The sequence below is a fragment of the Pseudomonas sp. PS02290 genome (assembly GCF_029960075.1).
GTDB lineage: Bacteria > Pseudomonadota > Gammaproteobacteria > Pseudomonadales > Pseudomonadaceae > Aquipseudomonas.
On record NZ_JASCOY010000002.1, the window covers coordinates 1 to 18,615 of the forward strand.

General features: G+C 59.0%; 16 protein-coding genes and 1 pseudogene. 7 read left to right on the top strand and 10 right to left on the bottom strand.

What is annotated here, in order from left to right:
- Nucleotides 1-105: 105 nt before the first annotated feature.
- From QMX88_RS01445 to QMX88_RS01455, 3 genes are all read right to left on the bottom strand, one after another.
- On the bottom strand, nt 106-1,203 hold the full coding sequence (locus QMX88_RS01445) for a polyamine ABC transporter substrate-binding protein (protein WP_282365509.1): 1,098 nt from the start codon (nt 1,201-1,203) through the stop codon (nt 106-108).
- 72 nt (nt 1,204-1,275) lie between these two features.
- A complete protein-coding gene (locus QMX88_RS01450; RefSeq protein ID WP_282365510.1) occupies nt 1,276-2,640 on the bottom strand; it encodes an aspartate aminotransferase family protein in 1,365 nt (454 codons plus the stop codon).
- A 69-nt stretch (nt 2,641-2,709) separates the two neighbouring features.
- Nucleotides 2,710-4,068 carry a glutamine synthetase family protein gene (locus QMX88_RS01455; RefSeq protein WP_282365511.1) on the bottom strand — a complete coding sequence of 453 codons (1,359 nt, stop codon included), beginning with the start codon at nt 4,066-4,068 and terminating at the stop codon, nt 2,710-2,712.
- 652 nt (nt 4,069-4,720) lie between these two features.
- Here QMX88_RS01455 and QMX88_RS01460 point away from each other — a divergent pair.
- Together QMX88_RS01460 and QMX88_RS01465 are read left to right on the top strand one after the other, a co-directional pair.
- A complete protein-coding gene (locus QMX88_RS01460) occupies nt 4,721-6,097 on the top strand; it encodes a glutamine synthetase family protein (protein WP_065987362.1) in 1,377 nt (458 codons plus the stop codon).
- A 108-nt stretch (nt 6,098-6,205) separates the two neighbouring features.
- Nucleotides 6,206-6,844 carry a TetR/AcrR family transcriptional regulator gene (locus tag QMX88_RS01465; RefSeq protein ID WP_192171273.1) on the top strand — a complete coding sequence of 213 codons (639 nt, stop codon included), beginning with the start codon at nt 6,206-6,208 and terminating at the stop codon, nt 6,842-6,844.
- A gap of 503 nt (nt 6,845-7,347) precedes the next feature.
- On the opposite strand, the gene QMX88_RS01470 is transcribed toward QMX88_RS01465, so the two are convergent.
- The 6 genes from QMX88_RS01470 to QMX88_RS01495 form a co-directional block, all read right to left on the bottom strand.
- On the bottom strand, nt 7,348-7,563 hold the full coding sequence (locus QMX88_RS01470) for a TOBE domain-containing protein (RefSeq protein WP_037016233.1): 216 nt from the start codon (nt 7,561-7,563) through the stop codon (nt 7,348-7,350).
- A gap of 51 nt (nt 7,564-7,614) precedes the next feature.
- Complete coding sequence (ssuB, locus tag QMX88_RS01475) at nt 7,615-8,424, bottom strand: aliphatic sulfonates ABC transporter ATP-binding protein (RefSeq protein ID WP_282365529.1); 810 nt, start codon at nt 8,422-8,424, stop codon at nt 7,615-7,617.
- Nucleotides 8,421-9,209: an aliphatic sulfonate ABC transporter permease SsuC gene (gene ssuC, locus QMX88_RS01480; protein WP_192171275.1), complete on the bottom strand. Its 789-nt coding sequence runs from the start codon at nt 9,207-9,209 to the stop codon at nt 8,421-8,423. Before ssuC ends, ssuB begins: the two co-directional genes overlap by 4 nt.
- Nucleotides 9,210-9,235: 26 nt before the next feature.
- The gene (locus tag QMX88_RS01485) at nt 9,236-10,201 is read right to left on the bottom strand and encodes a sulfonate ABC transporter substrate-binding protein (protein WP_282365533.1); all 966 of its coding nucleotides are present in this window, start codon (nt 10,199-10,201) and stop codon (nt 9,236-9,238) included.
- Between the two features lie 425 nt (nt 10,202-10,626).
- The gene (locus tag QMX88_RS01490) at nt 10,627-11,265 is read right to left on the bottom strand and encodes a peroxiredoxin (RefSeq protein WP_282365535.1); all 639 of its coding nucleotides are present in this window, start codon (nt 11,263-11,265) and stop codon (nt 10,627-10,629) included.
- Between the two features lie 142 nt (nt 11,266-11,407).
- Complete coding sequence (locus QMX88_RS01495; protein WP_282365537.1) at nt 11,408-12,793, bottom strand: OprD family porin; 1,386 nt, start codon at nt 12,791-12,793, stop codon at nt 11,408-11,410.
- A 792-nt stretch (nt 12,794-13,585) separates the two neighbouring features.
- Here QMX88_RS01495 and tauA point away from each other — a divergent pair.
- The 4 genes and pseudogenes from tauA (at nt 13,586) to tauD (ending at nt 17,169) form a co-directional block, all read left to right on the top strand.
- Nucleotides 13,586-14,563, top strand: coding sequence for a taurine ABC transporter substrate-binding protein (tauA, locus tag QMX88_RS01500; RefSeq protein ID WP_192171279.1), 978 nt, complete (start codon nt 13,586-13,588; stop codon nt 14,561-14,563).
- Between the two features lie 80 nt (nt 14,564-14,643).
- Entirely contained in the window at nt 14,644-15,435 is a 792-nt protein-coding gene (tauB, locus tag QMX88_RS01505) for a taurine ABC transporter ATP-binding subunit (protein WP_282365539.1), read from the top strand.
- A 74-nt stretch (nt 15,436-15,509) separates the two neighbouring features.
- Nucleotides 15,510-16,277: pseudogene (tauC, locus tag QMX88_RS01510) on the top strand (taurine ABC transporter permease TauC); the annotation flags it as partial.
- 58 nt (nt 16,278-16,335) lie between these two features.
- Nucleotides 16,336-17,169: a taurine dioxygenase gene (gene tauD, locus QMX88_RS01515; protein ID WP_282365543.1), complete on the top strand. Its 834-nt coding sequence runs from the start codon at nt 16,336-16,338 to the stop codon at nt 17,167-17,169.
- Between the two features lie 481 nt (nt 17,170-17,650).
- Here the strand turns inward: tauD and QMX88_RS01520 are convergent, their stop codons facing one another.
- Nucleotides 17,651-18,091, bottom strand: coding sequence for a hypothetical protein (locus tag QMX88_RS01520; protein WP_192171283.1), 441 nt, complete (start codon nt 18,089-18,091; stop codon nt 17,651-17,653).
- Here QMX88_RS01520 and QMX88_RS01525 point away from each other — a divergent pair.
- Nucleotides 18,090-18,545, top strand: coding sequence for a tRNA (cytidine(34)-2'-O)-methyltransferase (locus QMX88_RS01525; RefSeq protein ID WP_037016260.1), 456 nt, complete (start codon nt 18,090-18,092; stop codon nt 18,543-18,545). The two genes, QMX88_RS01520 and QMX88_RS01525, sit on opposite strands and share 2 nt — an antisense overlap.
- Nucleotides 18,546-18,615: the final 70 nt, after the last annotated feature.

Sequence of the window (18,615 nt, forward strand, 5' to 3'; positions counted from 1 at the left end):
GCGATCAGGGGGCGTCAGCAGACATTAACGTCGTATGCACTGCCGTCATCGCGAGCAAGCTCACTCCCACAGTTTGGGTGGGGCACTTGCCCCACCCGGTCAGGCTTATTTACCCGATTTGATGTTGGTCCAGCTGCGGGTCATCAGGCGTTGAGTCGCCGCTGGCAAGTCGGCGATCGCATACAATTTGGCCAGCACGTCTGCCGGCGGATAGACGCCTGGATCAGAGGTGATGTCCTTGTCGACGAACTCGGTTGCTGCCTTGTTGCCGTTCGGGAAGTGAACGGAGTTGGTGATTTCGGCCATCACCTTCGGTTGCAGGATGAAGTTCATGAACTTGTAAGCGCCTTCGACGTTTTCGGCATCTTTAGGGATGGCGACCATGTCGTAGAAGCTGCCTGCACCTTCTTTCGGAATGTTGTAGCTGACTTTGACCTTGCCGCCTGCTTCTTCAGCGCGCGCCTTGGCCTGGTAGACGTCACCCGAGTAACCCACGGCTACGCAGATGTTGCCGTTGGCCAGGTCCGAGATGTACTTGGACGAGTGGAAGTAGGTGATCGAAGGACGAATCTTCTTGAACAGATCCTCGGCCTTCTGGATGTCTTCCTTCTTCTGGCTGTCGGTCGGCAGGCCCAGGTAATGCAGCGCCACCGGCAGCATTTCGGTCGGCGAGTCGAGGAAGCTGATCCCGCAGCCTTTCAGCTTGGCAGCGTTTTCCGGCTTGAACAGCAGGTCCCACGAGTTGACCGGTGCATCAGCGCCCAAAGCGGCTTTGACTTTTTCAGCGTTGTAGCCGATGCCGATCGAGCCCCACATGTACGGGAACGCGTGCTTGTTGTCCGGGTCGCTGATGGACACGGCTTTCAACAAGGCAGGGTCGAGGTTTTTGTAATTTGGCAGCTTGGACTTGTCCAGCTCCTGGTAGACGCCGGCCTTGATCTGCTTGGCCAGGAAGTTGTTCGACGGAACGACGACGTCGTAGCCCGATTTACCGGCCAGCAGCTTGGCTTCCAGGGTCTCGTTGCTGTCGAACACGTCGTACACCACTTTGATGCCCGACTCTTTTTCGAAGTCGGCGATGGTGTTCGGTGCGATGTAATCGGACCAGTTATAGACGTGGAGGACTTTGTCATCGGCGTGTGCAGCAGCGGCCACTGCGCCCATGAGGGACAAGGCCAGAAGGGTTTTGCCAAATTTCTTCATGCGTACGGCTCCAGTGTTTTTATGTAAGCGGCGTCTAGACGGCGGACAGTCTGGCAATTTCCGGAAAAAAATTCAGCCTTGCAATGACTCAAGCGTCAGGTCCAGGCACTTGCGCGCCTTTTCGATCAACTCGTCGATCTCGGCGAAGGTAATCACCAGCGGCGGCGAGATAATCATGGTGTCGCCCACGGCCCGCATGATCAGGCCGTTATTGAAGCAAAAAGTGCGGCAGATCATGCCTGCGCCTTTGCCGACATAACGCTCGCGAGTGGCCTTGTCCTTCACCAGTTCGATTGCGCCCAGCATGCCGACGCCCCGCACTTCACCCACCAGCGGGTGATCGCTCAGCTCGCGCAGACGCTTTTGCAAATAGGGTGCCGTTTTGGACTTCACCCGTTCGACGATCTTTTCTTCACTCAGAATGCGAATGTTCTCCAGGCCCACTGCCGCCGCCACCGGGTGACCGGAGTAGGTGAAGCCGTGGTTGAAGTCGCCGCCCTCGTTCAGGACCTTGACCACTTCATCGCGCACGATCACGCCACCCATGGGGATGTAGCCCGAGGTCAGGCCCTTGGCGATGGTCATCAAATCCGGCTTGAGGTCGTAGAAATCGCTGCCGAACCATTCCCCGGTGCGGCCAAAGCCACAGATCACTTCGTCGGCCACGAAGAGGATGTCGTATTTGGCGAGGATCTCTTTGATCTTCGGCCAGTAGGTGTCGGGCGGAACGATAACGCCGCCGGCGCCTTGAATCGGCTCGGCGATGAACGCGCCGACGTTGTCCACGCCCAGTTCGAGGATCTTCTTCTCCAGCTGTTCGGCCGCCCAGACGCCGAATTCGTCGGGCGTCATGTCGCCGCCTTCACCGAACCAGTAAGGCTGCGGAATGTGCACGATGCCGGGAATCGGCAAATCGCCCTGTTCGTGCATGTAGGTCATGCCGCCCAGGCTGGCGCCGGCGACGGTCGAGCCGTGGTAACCGTTGACGCGGCTGATGATGACTTTCTTGCTTGGCTGGCCTTTGATCGCCCAGTAGTGACGCACCAGGCGCAGCACGGTGTCGTTGCCCTCGGAGCCAGAACCGGTGAAGAACACGTGGTTCATGCCCTCGGGGGCAATGTCGGAAATGGCCTTCGCCAACTGCAGTGCCGGCGGGTGAGCGGTCTGGAAGAACAGGTTGTAGTAAGGCAGCTCGCGCATCTGCTTGCTGGCCGCGTCCGCCAGTTCTTCACGACCATAACCAATGGCGACACACCAGAGCCCGGCCATGCCGTCGAGGATCTTGTTGCCTTCGCTGTCCCAGAGGTAAACGCCCTTGGCGTTGGTGATGATGCGCGGGCCTTTCTCTTTCAACTGCTTGAAATCGCTGAACGGCGCCAGGTGATGATCACTGCTGAGGGCTTGCCATTCGCGGGTTTGCGGGTTGTTGGAACTCATGAATCACTCCAGTCAGGTATCGCGTGTGGGGCGCCGTGGATCCACTGGAATCGACGACGCCCCGGTACGTCAGACGGCAAAGAGCAGGAATTCCCGCTCCCACGAACTGATCACACGCTTGAAGTTCTCGTGCTCGGCGCGCTTGACCGCGACGTAGCCGGTGATGAATTTCTTGCCGAGGTACTTTTCGACCGTCTTGCTGTTTTCCATGCGCTCCAGCGCGTCTTCGATGGTCAACGGCAGGCGCAGGTTGCGGCGTTCGTAACCACGGCCGACGACGGGGGCGCTGGGGTTGAGGCCCTCGACCATGCCGATGAAACCGCACAACAGGCTGGCGGCGATGGCCAGATACGGGTTGGCATCAGCGCCGGGCAGACGGTTTTCCACGCGACGGTTCTGCGGGCCGGCATCTGGAACGCGCAGGCCAACGGTGCGGTTTTCTTCGCCCCACTCCACGTTCACCGGCGCGGAGGTGTCCGGCAGGAAGCGGCGGAACGAGTTGACGTTGGGCGCGAACAGCGGCAACAGCTCGGGGATCAGCTTTTGCAGACCGCCGATGTGCTGCAGGAACAGCTGACTCATCGAGCCATCTTCATTGGAGAAGATGTTCTTGCCCGTCTCGATATCAATGATGCTCTGGTGCAGGTGCATCGCACTGCCGGGCTCGCCGGTCATGGGCTTGGCCATGAAGGTCGCGGCCACATCGTGCTTGAGGGCGGCTTCGCGCATGGTGCGCTTGAACACCAGAATCTGGTCCGCCAGAGACAGCGCGTCGCCGTGACGGAAGTTGATTTCCATCTGCGCGGTGCCGTCTTCGTGAATCAGCGTGTCCAGGTCGAGGTTCTGCAGTTCGCACCAGTCGTAGACGTCTTCGAAGAGCGGGTCGAATTCGTTGGCGGCTTCGATGGAGAACGACTGTCGACCGGTTTCCGGACGACCCGAGCGACCCACCGGTGGCTGCAGCGGGTAGTCGGGGTCGTCGCTGCGCTTGGTCAGGTAGAACTCCATCTCCGGCGCCACAATCGGCTGCCAGCCTTGATCAGCGTAGAGCTTGAGAACTTTCTTGAGGACGTTGCGCGGGGACAGCTCGATGGGGTTGCCTTGCTTGTCGTAGGTGTCGTGAATCACCTGCGCAGTCGGCTCGATGGCCCAGGGCACCAGAAACACCGCGCTCTGGTCAGGACGGCAGAACATGTCGATGTCTGCGGGGTCCAGCAATTCGTAGTAGATGTCGTCTTCGACGTAATCGCCCGTCACGGTCTGGAGCAGTACGCTTTCCGGCAAGCGCATGCCCTTTTCAGCAATGAACTTGTTGGTCGGTGAAATCTTGCCCCGTGTGATACCGGTGAGGTCGGCGATCATGCATTCGACTTCGGTAATCCTGTGTTCTTTCAACCAATCGGTGAGCTGGTCGAGGTTGGTACTCATAAATACCTCAGGGTTTTAATTCCTGGTCGCCGTCATGGCGGTCAGGCGTTCTTTGAAGCGCTGGCGTTACGGTGCTGCTCGTTTTCCACAGGCATCGCCAATTGCCTGGAAGACTCAAAGATAGTCGTGCTTGTGCAAAAAGCGCGGCGGCGGATGCCGCGGAAAGTCAGGGCCGGATACGTCAGCGGAAGCAAAAGACGCGCCCGCTGGAACCGCTGCGCGGATAAAGAGTAAGGTGTCGAGGTGCCGCACAGAGGCATGCGCAGTGCCCGGCGCGCTGACTGGGCCGCTACACTGAAAGCATGTGATGTAAAAAAGCAGGTGCCCGAATGGCTGAGTGCAGGCGGTGAGGCCGATCAGCGGAAGGCGAAGCATGAGACCCCCGGTATTATTGCTGTTATGGGTTGCAATCGAGCTTAGCGTTGTTCATTTTTTTCCACAACACACCCGTAAAAAATAAAACACGCCCTGCTCAAACCCGCAGTTTGCATGACCTTGGGCGCACAACATTTGCCCTAAAGTGCGGCGAAAATAGCTCTTTGGCGCCCTTTTAGGGCAAATCAGGGCTCCCTTGACTTCGTCTGGCCTTTCGGATTGACTGAAACCCGTAATGCTCGATGATTGATATTTTCAACAACAAAGGTGTTGCATCATGTCGGTACCCCCGCGTGCCGTTCAGCTCAACGAAGCGAACGCGTTCCTTAAGGAACATCCTGAGGTTCTATACGTTGACCTTCTGATTGCAGATATGAATGGAGTGGTGCGCGGCAAGCGCATCGAACGCACCAGCCTTCATAAGGTTTACGAAAAAGGCATCAACCTCCCAGCTTCCCTATTCGCACTGGATATCAACGGCTCGACGGTGGAAAGCACCGGTCTGGGTCTGGACATCGGTGACGCTGACCGAATCTGCTATCCAATCCCCGACACTCTCTGCAATGAGCCCTGGCAGAAGCGTCCTACCGCACAACTCCTGATGACCATGCACGAGCTGGAAGGCACGCCCTTCTTCGCCGACCCGCGCGAAGTGCTGCGCCAGGTTGTCAGCAAGTTCGACGAGATGGGCCTGACCATCTGCGCTGCATTCGAGCTTGAGTTCTACCTGATCGATCAGGAAAACGTAAACGGCCGTCCGCAGCCACCGCGCTCGCCGATTTCCGGCAAACGTCCGCACTCGACACAGGTTTACCTGATCGACGACCTGGACGAGTACGTCGACTGCCTCCAGGACATTCTGGAAGGTGCGAAAGAGCAAGGCATTCCGGCCGACGCGATCGTCAAGGAAAGTGCTCCGGCGCAGTTCGAAGTGAACCTGCACCACACTGCAGACGCGCTGAAAGCCTGTGATTACGCGGTACTGCTCAAACGCCTGATCAAGAACATCGCCTACGACCATGAGATGGACACCACCTTCATGGCCAAGCCGTATCCAGGCCAGGCGGGTAACGGTCTGCACGTGCACATTTCGATCCTTGATCGCGATGGCAAAAACATCTTCACCAGCGAGGATCCCGAGCAGAACGCCGCATTGCGTCATGCGATCGGCGGTGTGCTCGAGACCCTACCCGCGCAGATGGCGTTCCTTTGCCCGAACGTCAATTCGTATCGCAGGTTTGGTGCTCAGTTCTACGTTCCAAACTCGCCGTGCTGGGGTCTGGATAACCGGACCGTGGCCGTGCGCGTGCCTACCGGGACGGCCGACTCGGTACGTATCGAGCACCGGGTTGCCGGGGCGGATGCCAACCCGTATCTGCTGATGGCATCGGTGCTGGCAGGCATTCACCATGGCCTGACCAACCAGATCGAGCCCGGTCCGCCCGTGGAAGGCAACTCCTACGAGCAAAACGAGCAGAGCCTGCCGAACAACCTGCGTGATGCACTGCGCGAGCTGGACGACAGCGAAGTCATGGCCAAGTACATCGATCCGAAGTACATCGATATCTTCGTTGCGTGCAAGGAAAGCGAGCTGGAGGAGTTCGAGCACTCCATCTCCGACCTTGAATACAATTGGTATCTGCACACGGTTTGATGTCTGCACGAGTTACGAAAACGCCACCTTTTCGAGAGAATCGGTGGCGTTTTTCATTCTCCCGGCTGGCACTGTAGAATGCCCGCGCCACCGACCGAGAGAGCGCCGATGACCCGCCTTGCCCCACCCCGCAAACCGCGTGCACGCAGTCAGGCGCGGATCGACTCGATCCTCGATGCCGCACGTGCGTTGCTGGCCTCGGACGGCGTGGCGAGCCTTTCCATCTACAGCGTCGCCGAGCGGGCCGAGATCCCGCCCTCCTCCGTGTATCACTTCTTCGCCAGCGTTCCGGCGTTGCTGGAAGCGCTGACGGCCGATGTCCACGAGGCGTTTCGCGAAAGCCTGCAGCAGCCCATCGATCATGATCAATTGAACCAGTGGCGAGACCTGTCCCATGTGGTGGAATCGCGCATGCTCGCGATCTACAGCGACGACGCTGCGGCGCGGCAGCTGATCCTCGCCCAGCACGGTTTGACCGAAGTCACTCAGGCGGATCGTCAGCACGACATTGAACTGGGCAACCTCATGCACGCGCTGTTCGCCCGGCATTTTCAACTGCCGACGCTGCCTGATGACGTTGAGGTGTTTGCCCTGGCGCTGGAACTGGCCGACCGGGTGTATGCGCGCTCGGTGCAACTGCACAACGCGATTACCCCGCGCATGGCCGAGGAAGGATTGCGGGTATTCGATGCGTATCTGGGGTTGTACCTGCCGCCGTATTTGCCGAAGCGGTTAATCGAGCAATAACGCAGGTCAGTTGTGGGGGCGCCACCCCGATCACGCCCACACGTCCTCGACCAGCCCGAAGCCCGAGTCAGACGCTAAACCTGTGGGAGCGAGCTTGCTCGCGAAGAGGCCGGGGCATTCAGCCACTTTCTCGGTGGCTGAAGCTAAACCTTCGCGAGCAAGGTCGACTCCCACAGGATGGTGGGCTGACTCGATGTTTCGGCTAGTTCGGAGGACCTGTGGGAGCTTGCTCGCGAAAGCATTCTGTCAGCCAGCCTAACTGTTGCTGACCCACCGCATTCGTGAGCAAGCTCACTCCCACAAGTCCCCGGTCCAACCACAGTTTGCGGAACCAGCACAGAATTTGTGGGAGCGAGCTTGCTCGCGAGAGCATTCTGTCAGACAGCCTAACTATTACTGACCCACCGCATTCGTGAGCAAGCTCACTCCCACAAGTCCTCGATCAGCCCGAGGCCCGAGTCAGACGCTGGAGTTGTGGGAGATCGCTTGGGATCCAGCATCGATCACAACTTGGCGATCGACACCTCGGTGGACTTCACGAACGCGATCACTTCGCTGCCGACCACCAGCTCCAGCTCTTTGACGGAGCGGGTGGTGATAACGGAAGTGACGACGCCCGACGCGGTCTGCACGTCGATCTCGGACAGCACGTCACCGGTGACGATTTCCTTGATGGTGCCTTTGAACTGGTTACGCACGTTGATGGCTTTGATAGTCATGGTAAGGCTTCCTTTGTGAGATCAGTTCCGGAGGCAAGATTGCCTCTGGAGTTAGTTGGCCCATCGCAGTTGCGTGGGCAGCGGTGAAGTCGGTTCGGGTTCGGGCGGGCTGCCGGGCAGCGACAACACGCGGTTCAGCACTTCGGTTTCCAGCGCGGCCAGCCGATAGGAGCCGCGCGCCCTCGGGCGGGCCAGATCAACCTGCAGATCAAGACCGATGCGGCCCTCTTCAATCAGCAAGACCCGGTCGGCAATGGCGACCGCTTCGCTGACGTCGTGGGTCACCAGCAACACCGTGAAACCATGCTTCTTCCACAGGTTTTCGATCAGTTGCTGCATCTCGATTCGGGTCAGGGCATCCAGCGCGCCGAGCGGCTCGTCGAGCAACAACAAGCGCGGCTGGTGAATCAGCGCACGGGCCAGCGCCACCCGTTGTTTCTGCCCACCCGATAACGCCGCCGGCCATTCATTGGCGCGCTCGGCCAGACCCACGGCTTCCAGCGCTTCCAGCGCTTTGCCACGCCAGTCGCCGCTGAGACCAAGGCCGACGTTGTCGATGATCTTTTTCCAGGGCAGCAAGCGCGCTTCCTGGAACATCAGTCGCGTGTCTTCCCGCGCATCCGCCAACGAGCCATTGCCCGCCAGCAGTTGGCCGCTCGACGGTTGATCGAGTCCTGCCAGCAGACGCAACAAAGTGCTCTTGCCGCAGCCGCTTCGGCCCACGACGGCGACGAACTGGCCGGCGGGGATGTGCAGATCGATGTCTTTCAGTACTTCCCGCGAGCCGAAGGTTTTTTTCAGCTTGCGGACCTGCAAGGGAATCCCGCGCAACAGGTTTGCCGGTTGTTGGAGATTGCTCATTGCGCGCCACCTTTAGCCACTTGATACGCCGGGTGCCAACGCAGGCAGACCCGTTCCAGACCACGCGCCGCGAGGTCTGCCAATTTGCCGAGTACGGCGTAGAGCACGATCGCCAGCACCACCACGTCGGTCTGCAAAAACTCTCGGGCGTTCATCGCCAGATAGCCGATGCCGGAGCTGGCCGAGATGGTTTCCGCGACGATCAGGGTCAGCCACATGAAGCCCAGCGCGAACCGCACGCCGACCAGAATCGAAGGCATCGCGCCCGGCAGAATCACATGGCGGAACAGTCCGAAGCCGCTCAAACCGTAGCTGCGGGACATCTCCACTAACGCCGGATCGATGTTGCGAATGCCGTGGTACGTGTTCAGGTAAATCGGGAACAGCGTGCCGAGCGCGACCAGAAATATCTTCGCGGTCTCGTCGATGCCGAACCACAGGATGACCAGCGGAATCAGCGCCAGGTGGGGCACGTTGCGGATCATCTGTACGGAGCTGTCCAGCAGGCGTTCGCCCCATTTCGACAGCCCGGTGATGAAGCCCAGAGCCAGGCCGATCCCGCCGCCAATGGCAAAGCCGATCCCGGCACGCCAGCCACTGATCGCCAGATGGGTCCAGATTTCGCCGCTGCGCACCAGCGTGACGCCGGCCTCAATTACGGCGCTCGGCGCCGGCAGAATGCGGGTCGACAGCCAGCCCGCGGTGACCGCCAGTTGCCATATCGCCAACAACAAGACCGGTAGCAACCAGGGCGCCAGTCTGTGGGTGATTTTTTCCACGCTCATGGAGTGGTCTCCTTCCAATGCCGGGCTTACTGGGCTTTCGCGACAGCAGCGGGTGGCGTCCAGATCACATCAGCGATGCGCAACGGTTTAGGGATCAGCTTGAGCTGATAGAAGGTGTCGGCGATTTTCTGTTGCGCGGCGACGGTTTCAGGCGTGATGAACGAGGCGCCGTAGCCCTGACGCTTCACCGATGTGCGGGTGATGTCTTCCGGCAGGCCGAGCAGTGGCGCGACCTGTTTGGTCACCTCTTCCGGGTTGGCCTTGGACCATTCGCCGACCGCGCGCACTTCTTCCACCAGGGTCTGAATCACCTTGGGATGCTGCTGCGCATAGGGTTTGGTCGCCAGGTAGAACTGGTTGTTGTCGACGATGCCTTTGCCGTCGCGCAGTGTCTTGGCCTGAAGCTGCTGCTCGGCGGCAGCCTGGTACGGATCCCAGATCACCCAGGCATCGACGCTGCCGCGCTCGAATGCCGCACGCGCATCGGCGGGCGGCAGGAAAACGGTCTGGATATCGGTGTACTTCAGGCCGGCGTCTTCCAGCGCGCGCACCAACAGGTAGTGCACGTTGGAGCCCTTATTGAGGACGACTTTCTTGCCTTTGAGGTCTTTGACCGAGGTAATCGGCGAATCCTTGGGCACCAGAATCGCTTCGCTGGTGGGCGCCGGCGGCTCGGAGGCGACGTACAGCAGATCAGCGCCAGCGGCCTGGGCAAACACAGGCGGTGTTTCGCCCGTCACGCCGAAGTCGATCGAACCCACGTTCAGGCCTTCAAGCAACTGCGGACCACCGGGAAACTCGGTCCACTGAACCTGCACGCCTTGGTCGGCGAGTTTTTTCTCGAGCGACCCTTTTGCCTTGAGCAATACCAGCGTGCCGTATTTCTGGTAACCGATGCGCAAGGTATCGGCCTGGGCCTGAGTAACGACGCCGAAGGAAACCGCCGCAACAAACAGAGCGACCAGGCTTCGACGCAAAATAACGGTGCCCATGGCACGCTCCTTTGGTGTGTAGCTAACAGGTGGCACCTGCTCGTCCGATGGCGGACCAGTAAGGCGGAAAGGGATTCATTGCCGGCGATCTCGCCAGGACGGAGAGACCATAACAGGGGATAGTTATTCTCTAAAATCATATTTATTCATTTGGTTAGCACCAAAAAGAATATACGGACTGTTCAGCTCTTCAGTAATACGCGATCCCGTGGGAGCGAGCTTGCTCGCGAATCGGCCGATACATGCACTGAAATTCGCGGCGGCTGGAATACAGCATTCGTGAGCAAGCTCACTCCCACATGGGCTGTGTTGGCTGTGCGATAGCGCTGTGTCAGAACCCTCGTAAATATCCAACATGTTCAGCGTTCACAGCACAAAAAAAGGGCCGATAAATCGGCCCGAAGGTCATGGTTGAAACCGGTGTATCAGCGATTCGGTTGTGGCGTCAGGCGCAGGTAAGGGGTAACGGCGGTATAGCCTTTAGGGAAGCGTTCCTTGATTTCTGCTTCGTCTTTGATCGACGGCACGATGACAACGTCTTCACCGTCCTTCCAGTTAGCCGGCGTGGCGACTTTGTAGTTGTCGGTCAGCTGCAGCGAATCGATTACCCGCAGGATCTCGTGGAAGTTGCGACCGGTGCTGGCCGGGTAGGTGATGGTCAGGCGGATCTTTTTGTTCGGGTCGATCACGAACAGCGAACGCACCGTCAGGGTTTCGCTGGCATTGGGGTGAATCAGGTCGTAGAGCTCGGAGACCTTGCGATCCTCGTCCGCCAGGATCGGGAAGTTCACAAGGGTGTTCTGCGTGGTGTTGATGTCGCCGATCCACTTGGTGTGGGATTCGGCCGAGTCCACGGACAGGGCAATCGCCTTGACGTTGCGCTTGTCGAATTCGTCTTTGAGTTTTGCGGTGAAGCCCAGCTCGGTGGTGCATACCGGGGTGAAGTCGGCAGGATGAGAGAACAATACCGCCCATTTATCGTCCAGCCATTCGTGAAACTTGATCGGTCCTTCGCTGGAGTTCTGTTCGAAGTCGGGTGCGATGTCGCCGAGTTTGAGGCCCATTCAGTCGTGCTCCTTGGATGGTGAGGTATGAATCACTGTGCATCCCAGCATCTGAAAACAAAAGGAACGATTGGTGCTGGATGACATTGTTTCAGGCATAAAAAAGCCCCGCCGAAGCGGGGCTCTTTTCAACACATCACGCTTATTTGAACGCGTAGGTGTAGTTGAGGACCAGACGGGTCTGGTCGGTGTCTTGCTGGCTAGCGTACAGATCGGAATCAGAGCGCAGGTTGGCACGACGCAGGGTCACACCAAAGCCTTTCATGAGGCCTTCCTGGAACACGTAGTCGATACGCATGTCACGTTCCCACTCCGATCCACGACCAAGACGCGCGTCTTGCAGACGGATCTGGTCGCCATACAGGTAAGCAATGGCGGCTTTCAGACCAGGAACGCCCAGGCGTGCGAAGTCGTATGAGTACTGACCGAACTTGGTCTGTTCGCCAGTACGGGTGAAGTTGGTGATCATGCTGTCGGTGAACAGGTAGACGCTGTTACCGCCTTCGCCTTCGTTACGACCGTTGGCCAGGCCGTTGCGGGTGACGCTACCGTTGTTCATGACCGGCATGGCGCCATCGTCACTTACAGACTGGTAACCCAACAGGAATGCGTTGCCACCCAGGGTGTAGGTGAACATTGCAGTCCAGGTATTGTTATCAACTTCGCCCTGGCCTTTTTTGCTGTAACCGTTCGTGAAGCGGTAACCGGTGTTGACTGCCTGATTAGAGTTCTCGCCATCGGAGGTGCTGTGGAAGTAACGCAGGTCAGTCTTGAACGACTGGTCGTCGGCGATCGGCAGAATGTGGACCAGGCCCAGGAAGTGCTGCTTATAGTAGTCTTCCAGGTTTGCGTAGTAGTACTGAACGGTCAGGTCTTTGGTGACTTTGTAGTCGCCGCCAGCGAACTGGAAGTTGTTCGAACCTTTGTAACCGCCGTTCAGCGACATATCAGCGTAGTTGCTGGACGCACGGCTGGCAGCCTGAGTCAGCTTACCGGCAGTCAGCGTCAGACCGTCGAGTTCCTTGGAAGTAACGATGCCACCCTGGAAGGTCTGCGGCAGCAGACGACCGTCGTTCGCCACGAGGATCGGCAGGTTTGGCTGCAAAGCGTTACCGACTTTCAGCTCAGTCTTCGACAGCTTGACCTTGGCGTTCGCACCGGCACGTGCCCAGTCAGCAACTGGCGAACCGTCAGAGCTAGTTGGCGACACTGTGTTGGGGGTAGTTGGGACACGGTTGTCGATACCGCCGCTCAGGTTAATGCCGTACATGCCTTGAACATCGAGACCGAAGCCTACAGTCCCAGGGGTGTAGCCCGAGATGAAGTTGAACAGGAAGCCCTGGGTGGTCTGGCGCTGATCCTGACCTTTGAGAGTACCGCTAGCGTTACGGTTTTCACGCGGATCTTGTTCGAAATAAAGAGTACGGGAACTGAGTGTCGCTTTGCTGTCATCCAGGAAACCAGCTGCACCGGCCTGAGTAGCCAAGACACCTGCGTATACGGCCAAGGCCAGGGTGGACTTCTTCATTGTGTATCGCTCCTCATGAATCTAATTTTTGTAGTTCCCGGGCTAGAGCCTAAGGCTCAAAACCGAGGATGCGCGATTAGCGCCGGACCTGACTCGGCGAGTCAATGGCCCCAAGACTAATTGACTAGACCGCGGTACAGCTGGCTGCAAGGTAAGGGAAATCCTTTAAACCTAAAAAGACTTGTTAGACCTGCTTTTATGCCAAGCAGTTATATGTCACAAGCCGTTTCAGCCGTCCGTTGGGGAGTGTATCGGCCCGAATCCCTAATTCCCAAAACATATTTCATTGCCGTTCGTCAGATCGCTATGTTTAGTGCTGTCGTACAACCGGAACTTGACCGGCAAGTCACGGTCACCCTGCGAAATCGGGTGAGAATTGGCTCTCCAACCGACTGAAATACCTAAGATTTCTTTTCCGGTAGTCGCAAACGTTGCAGTTGTCACCCTGCTCCCCGTCTGTTTTCTGACGAAGCCAGAAAAAACCTCATCGGGGAGAAAACCACGGCAAAACTCGTCGCCGTGTCGTGCATCCATCCAGATCAGTCCGTGAGAAACGCCCCATGCCTGCAGGTACATCGCTGAGCAGGCGTCGCGATCGTATTTACAAATTGTGGCGATTCGATGAATCGTCCATGAGCTCGGTGTTTTTCCTCTCGCGATGCGCACATATCAAGCCCGCGCGTATAGGAATTAACACTAAGCAAATTCTAAAAGGTTATTTATTTCGACTTTCTTAGATCATTTAGGCTCTGCGGCATTCGAAGGCGGTGTGCCTTTCTACGGAGCGTCACCATGAAACTGCTCAAACCCCTACGCGTCCTGGCCGCCTTGTCGCTTGCCGGCTCGGCACTCTTCGCCCAGGCCGCTGACTTCACCGTCGCCTACCAGACCACCGTGGATCCGGCGAAGGTCGCTCAGGCTGATGGCGCCTATGAAAAGGCGACGGGCTCGAAGATTTCATGGCGCAAATTCGATAATGGCGCGGACGTGATCACGGCGATCGCGTCGGGTGACGTCCAGATCGGCTACCTCGGCTCCAGCCCTCTCACCGCGGCGGCAACGCGCAAAGTACCGGTGGAAACGTTCCTTATTGCCACCCAGATCGGCGCTGCCGAGGCGCTGGTTGCGCGTAATGGCTCCGGCATCAACGGCCCACAGGATTTGATCGGGAAGAAGATCGCCGTGCCGTTCGTATCGACGGGCCACTACAGCCTGCTCGCTGCCCTGAAGTACTGGAAAATCGACCCGGCGAAAGTGACCATCCTCAATCTCGCCCCACCGGCCATTGCGGCGGCATGGAAGCGCGGTGACATCGACGCCACATACGTCTGGGACCCGGCGCTCGGCGTGGCTAAGGAGACAGGCAAAGTGCTGATCACCTCGGGCGAGCTGGCGAAAGTCGGCGCGCCGACCTTTGATGCGTGGATCGTGCGCAAGGACTTCGCCGACAAGCATCCTGAGGTCGTCAAAGCCTTCGCCAAAACCACCCTGGAAGCCTACGCCGCCTACCGCAAGGACCCTGCCGCCTGGCTGGCCGATGCCAGCAACGTCGACAAGCTGGTGAAACTCTCCGGCGCCAAACCTGGCGACATCCCGGGCCTGTTGCAGGGCAACGTCTACCCGCTGGCGGCTGATCAGGTAACTGAACTGGGCGCGCCGACCACCGACGCCATCACCAAGACCGCAGCGTTCCTCAAGGAACAAGGCAAGGTCGACGCCGTCCTGGCCGATTACACCCCTTACGTGAGCGCGAAGTTCGTCACCCAGTAAGCGAAGGCGTCCACCCGATACCGAGCCGGCTTCGACAGCCATGCCGTTGACGCACATCTATTAGAAGCGGAGTCCATGCCATGGCCCTGTTACAGCTGGAGCGCATCAGCGCACAGTATCCCGGTGCGGCCGAGCCGGTGCTGTCGGATATTTCCCTGACCCTTGGTCCGCAGCAACTGCTGGTTGCCCTGGGCCCATCCGGCAGCGGCAAGACTTCGTTGTTGAACCTGATTGCCGGGTTCGTCGCGCCAAGCGCAGGCCGCATCACCCTTGATGGCGTCCCGGTGAACGGCCCCGGCGCCGAGCGCGGCGTCGTGTTTCAGGATGACGCTCTGCTGCCTTGGCAGGATGTACTGGCAAACGTTGCATTCGGGCTGGAGCTGGCGGGCATGCCCCGTGAAAAACGCGAGAGCAAAGCGCGGGACATGCTGGCGCTGGTCGATCTCGCCGGCTTCGAGAAGCGTCGTATCTGGGAGTTGTCCGGCGGGCAGAAACAGCGTGTGGGCCTTGCCCGCGCATTGGCGGCCGATCCGCGCGTGCTGCTGATGGACGAGCCTTTCGGCGCCCTCGACGCCTTCACCCGCGAACAGATGCAAGAACTGCTGCTGGAGGTCTGGCAACGCAGCACCAAACCGGTCTTCCTTATCACCCACGACATTGAAGAAGCGGTGTTCCTGTCGACCGATCTGATTCTGCTTGCGCCCAACCCCGGTCACATTGTCGAGCACCTGAAGCTCGACTTTGGTCAGCGCTACAGCGCAGGTGAATCGGCCCGTGCCATCAAGTCCGACCCTCGCTTCATCGAAACCCGTGAGCACGTGCTCGCGCGGGTATTTTCCCAGCGGCAAAGCATTCGGGAGCAACGGGCATGAGTCTTTATCAATCGCCGGAGCCCGCCCTCACTCGCGCGCCGGTGCAAACAGCACCGCGCCAGCCCTCTTCTTTCTATGTGAGCACGCGCGCCATCAGCGTGCTGACCCTCGCCGTTTTGCTGGGGAGCTGGTGGCTGGTCACAGCCCTTGAGTGGGTCGAACCGCTGTTTCTTCCGCCGCCTGCCGTTGTGCTGGAAAAAGCCTGGTTGTTGATGACCAAAGGCTACATGGACTCCACGCTGTGGCAGCACTTGGGGGCGAGCCTGCAACGCATCGGACTGGCGCTGTTCTTCGCCGTGCTGACGGCCATTCCCGTCGGCATCGCCATTGGTCATAACCGAGTCGCGCGCGGGATTTTCGACCCGCTGATCGAGTTCTACCGCCCGGTGCCGCCCCTGGCCTACCTGCCGTTGATCGTGATCTGGTGCGGCATTGGCGAATTCTCCAAGGTCCTGCTGATTTATCTGGCTATCTTCGCGCCGATCGCCATCGCCACCGCGACCGGTGTGCGCACGGTCGACAGCGCAAAACTGCGCGCGGCTCAGTCTCTGGGCGCCAGCCGCTGGCAGCTCATCCGTCACGTCATCCTGCCCAGCGCGCTGCCCGACATCCTGACCGGCGTGCGCATCGGCCTCGGCGTAGGTTGGTCGACGCTGGTGGCGGCCGAGTTGATCGCCGCCACCAGTGGCCTCGGCTTCATGGTCCAGTCCGCCGCGCAGTTTCTGGTGACCGATGTAGTAGTGCTGGGAATTCTGGTCATCGCGCTGATCGCCTTCGCGCTGGAAATGGGCCTGCGCGCACTGCAACGCAAGCTCGTGCCCTGGCACGGCCAGAATCACTGAATCCAAGACCTTATTACTGACTACGCCGACACTTCGGCGCCGAACACACGAGAACACCATGAGCATTGACATCCACCCGCTCAGCCCGGCCTTGGGCGCACAGATCAGCGGCGTTGACCTCAGCAGCGAACTGACCGGTGAACAACGCAACGCCATCGAGCAGGCGCTGCTTGATCATCAGGTGCTGTTTTTCAGGGATCAGCCGATCACGCCGCAACAACAAGCGCGATTCGCCGCCAACTTTGGTGACCTGCACATCCATCCGATCTACCCCAACGTGCCGGAACAGCCTGAAGTGCTGATCCTCGATACCGCGGTCACCGACGTGCGCGACAACGCCATCTGGCACACCGACGTCACCTTTCTGCCGACCCCTGCGCTGGGCGCGGTGCTTAGCGCCAAGCAGGTGCCGGCTTACGGTGGGGATACGTTGTGGGCGAGCGGCATCGCTGCGTTCGAGGCGCTGTCCCGGCCGATGCAGATGTTGCTCGATGGTCTCACCGCGACCCATGACTTCACCCGGTCATTCCCGCTGGAGCGCTTTGGCAATACGGCTGAAGACCTCGCGCGTTGGGAGGAGACCCGCCGCAAGAATCCGCCGCTGTCGCACCCGGTCATTCGCACGCACCCGGTGAGCGGTCGTAAAGCATTGTTCGTGAACGACGGCTTCACCACCCGGATCAATGAATTGGAAGCCGGCGAGAGTGAGGCGATCCTGAAATTGCTGTTCGCCCACGGTACGCGTCCGGAATTCACCCTGCGCTGGCGCTGGCAGGCAAACGACGTGGCGATGTGGGACAACCGCGTAACCCAGCATTACGCAGTCGACGATTACCGCCCGCAGCGCCGCGTGATGCACCGCGCAACGATTCTGGGTGATGCGCCGTTTTGATAATAGGCCGGCAGGCGCGCTGATGCGTTTAGTGGGACTGGCTTCAGCCGGGAAGAGGCCGCCAGGTGCGCTATAGATTTGCGGTGTAACGCCTGACGCCTTCCCGGCTAAAGCCGGTCCCACAATTTAGGGTTCAGCGAGGTTACAGACCATTCATGTACCCATATGTACTGAAGGCGGCGAGATTAAGAGCAACCTTGCCGCTCCGTTTTGGCGTGCATCACTTTGGTCACTCGGTACGGGTAAATGCGCGAATAGCGTGCAAAAACGCTCACCAAATATCCAACTCCGAAAGTCGATTCGAACCTCGTCCCTATACCCGTCTATAAAAGGCGCGGCCTGAAAGGCCCTAAACCCGTCTCCTGCAGGACATTACGAATATTCCTACAGAAATTTCTTAAAACTGGCACGCACGCTGCAATAGGTTATACATCACCAGTTTTGGGGACCTTGGTACAGGCAGGCCGGGGATTCCCCTCTTTTATTCCTCCCGGAGACTGACCTCCAGTCTCCAGCGCCCGTCCTGGGTCGCACCGCGCCAGTCGCCGTGCAGAGGACGGGCCGCCAGCAGGTTCAGCAACAACCCCTTATCACTTCGTTGCACCCTCCAGCGCACATCTTTGCCGTTGAGCTTCAGCTCGCCTTTCTGCGCCTGACCCTGGGCGTTGAACAGCAGCGCCACAGCACCGTCGATGTGTTCACCATGAAGCTGCGGCTCGCGGTTGAACCACACGGCAACGCCGTTCGGCAGCACTTCGACGGTTTGCAGCTGGATGGGGTCCGGGGTCGTCACGCGGCCGATCATCAGCCCGACCATCACACCAACGATCGCCACCGAGCCCAGAAACTTGGGCCATAGCTTCGGCCTGGGGTCTTCTTCAGGGGTAGAATGCATCCCGTCCTTTCGTTCGGAGCCGTGCATGTTTCACGTGATCCTTTTTCAACCAGAAATTCCGCCGAATACCGGCAACATCATCAGGCTCTGCGCCAACAGCGGCTGCAGCCTGCATTTGATCGAGCCGCTGGGCTTCGAGCTGGATGACAAGCGCCTGCGTCGAGCCGGCCTTGATTACCATGAATACGCCACGCTTCATCGTCACGCCGACCTGCCGAGCTGCCTTGAAAGCATCGGCCACCCGCGGCTGTTTGCTTTTACCACAAAGGGCTCGCGGGTTTTCCACGATGCGCAATTCGAGGAGGGTGATGCCTTCCTCTTCGGCCCGGAAAGCCGAGGGCTGCCGCCGGAGGTGCTGGATCCGCTGTCGAGCGACCAACGCCTGCGCCTGCCGATGCGCGAAGGCTGCCGCAGTCTGAATCTGTCGAATACTGTCGCAGTGGCGGTGTATGAAGGCTGGCGGCAGTTGGGGTTCAAGTAACCCACCCGCAGCACCGTCGAATGCCGCCCACAAAAAAGCGCCCTCACAGGCGCTTTTTTATTGCAGCGAC

Bases quoted from the DNA above. Each gene is read 5' to 3' on its own strand.
- QMX88_RS01445 (WP_282365509.1), bottom strand. From the start codon at position 1,203: ATGAAGAAATTTGGCAAAACCCTTCTGGCCTTGTCCCTCATGGGCGCA.
- QMX88_RS01450 (WP_282365510.1), bottom strand. From the start codon at position 2,640: ATGAGTTCCAACAACCCGCAAACCCGCGAATGGCAAGCCCTCAGCAGT.
- QMX88_RS01455 (WP_282365511.1), bottom strand. From the start codon at position 4,068: ATGAGTACCAACCTCGACCAGCTCACCGATTGGTTGAAAGAACACAGG.
- QMX88_RS01460 (WP_065987362.1), top strand. From the start codon at position 4,721: ATGTCGGTACCCCCGCGTGCCGTTCAGCTCAACGAAGCGAACGCGTTC.
- QMX88_RS01465 (WP_192171273.1), top strand. From the start codon at position 6,206: ATGACCCGCCTTGCCCCACCCCGCAAACCGCGTGCACGCAGTCAGGCG.
- QMX88_RS01470 (WP_037016233.1), bottom strand. From the start codon at position 7,563: ATGACTATCAAAGCCATCAACGTGCGTAACCAGTTCAAAGGCACCATC.
- ssuB (WP_282365529.1), bottom strand. From the start codon at position 8,424: ATGAGCAATCTCCAACAACCGGCAAACCTGTTGCGCGGGATTCCCTTG.
- ssuC (WP_192171275.1), bottom strand. From the start codon at position 9,209: ATGAGCGTGGAAAAAATCACCCACAGACTGGCGCCCTGGTTGCTACCG.
- QMX88_RS01485 (WP_282365533.1), bottom strand. From the start codon at position 10,201: ATGGGCACCGTTATTTTGCGTCGAAGCCTGGTCGCTCTGTTTGTTGCG.
- QMX88_RS01490 (WP_282365535.1), bottom strand. From the start codon at position 11,265: ATGGGCCTCAAACTCGGCGACATCGCACCCGACTTCGAACAGAACTCC.
- QMX88_RS01495 (WP_282365537.1), bottom strand. From the start codon at position 12,793: ATGAAGAAGTCCACCCTGGCCTTGGCCGTATACGCAGGTGTCTTGGCT.
- tauA (WP_192171279.1), top strand. From the start codon at position 13,586: ATGAAACTGCTCAAACCCCTACGCGTCCTGGCCGCCTTGTCGCTTGCC.
- tauB (WP_282365539.1), top strand. From the start codon at position 14,644: ATGGCCCTGTTACAGCTGGAGCGCATCAGCGCACAGTATCCCGGTGCG.
- tauD (WP_282365543.1), top strand. From the start codon at position 16,336: ATGAGCATTGACATCCACCCGCTCAGCCCGGCCTTGGGCGCACAGATC.
- QMX88_RS01525 (WP_037016260.1), top strand. From the start codon at position 18,090: ATGTTTCACGTGATCCTTTTTCAACCAGAAATTCCGCCGAATACCGGC.
- QMX88_RS01520 (WP_192171283.1), bottom strand. From the start codon at position 18,091: ATGCACGGCTCCGAACGAAAGGACGGGATGCATTCTACCCCTGAAGAA.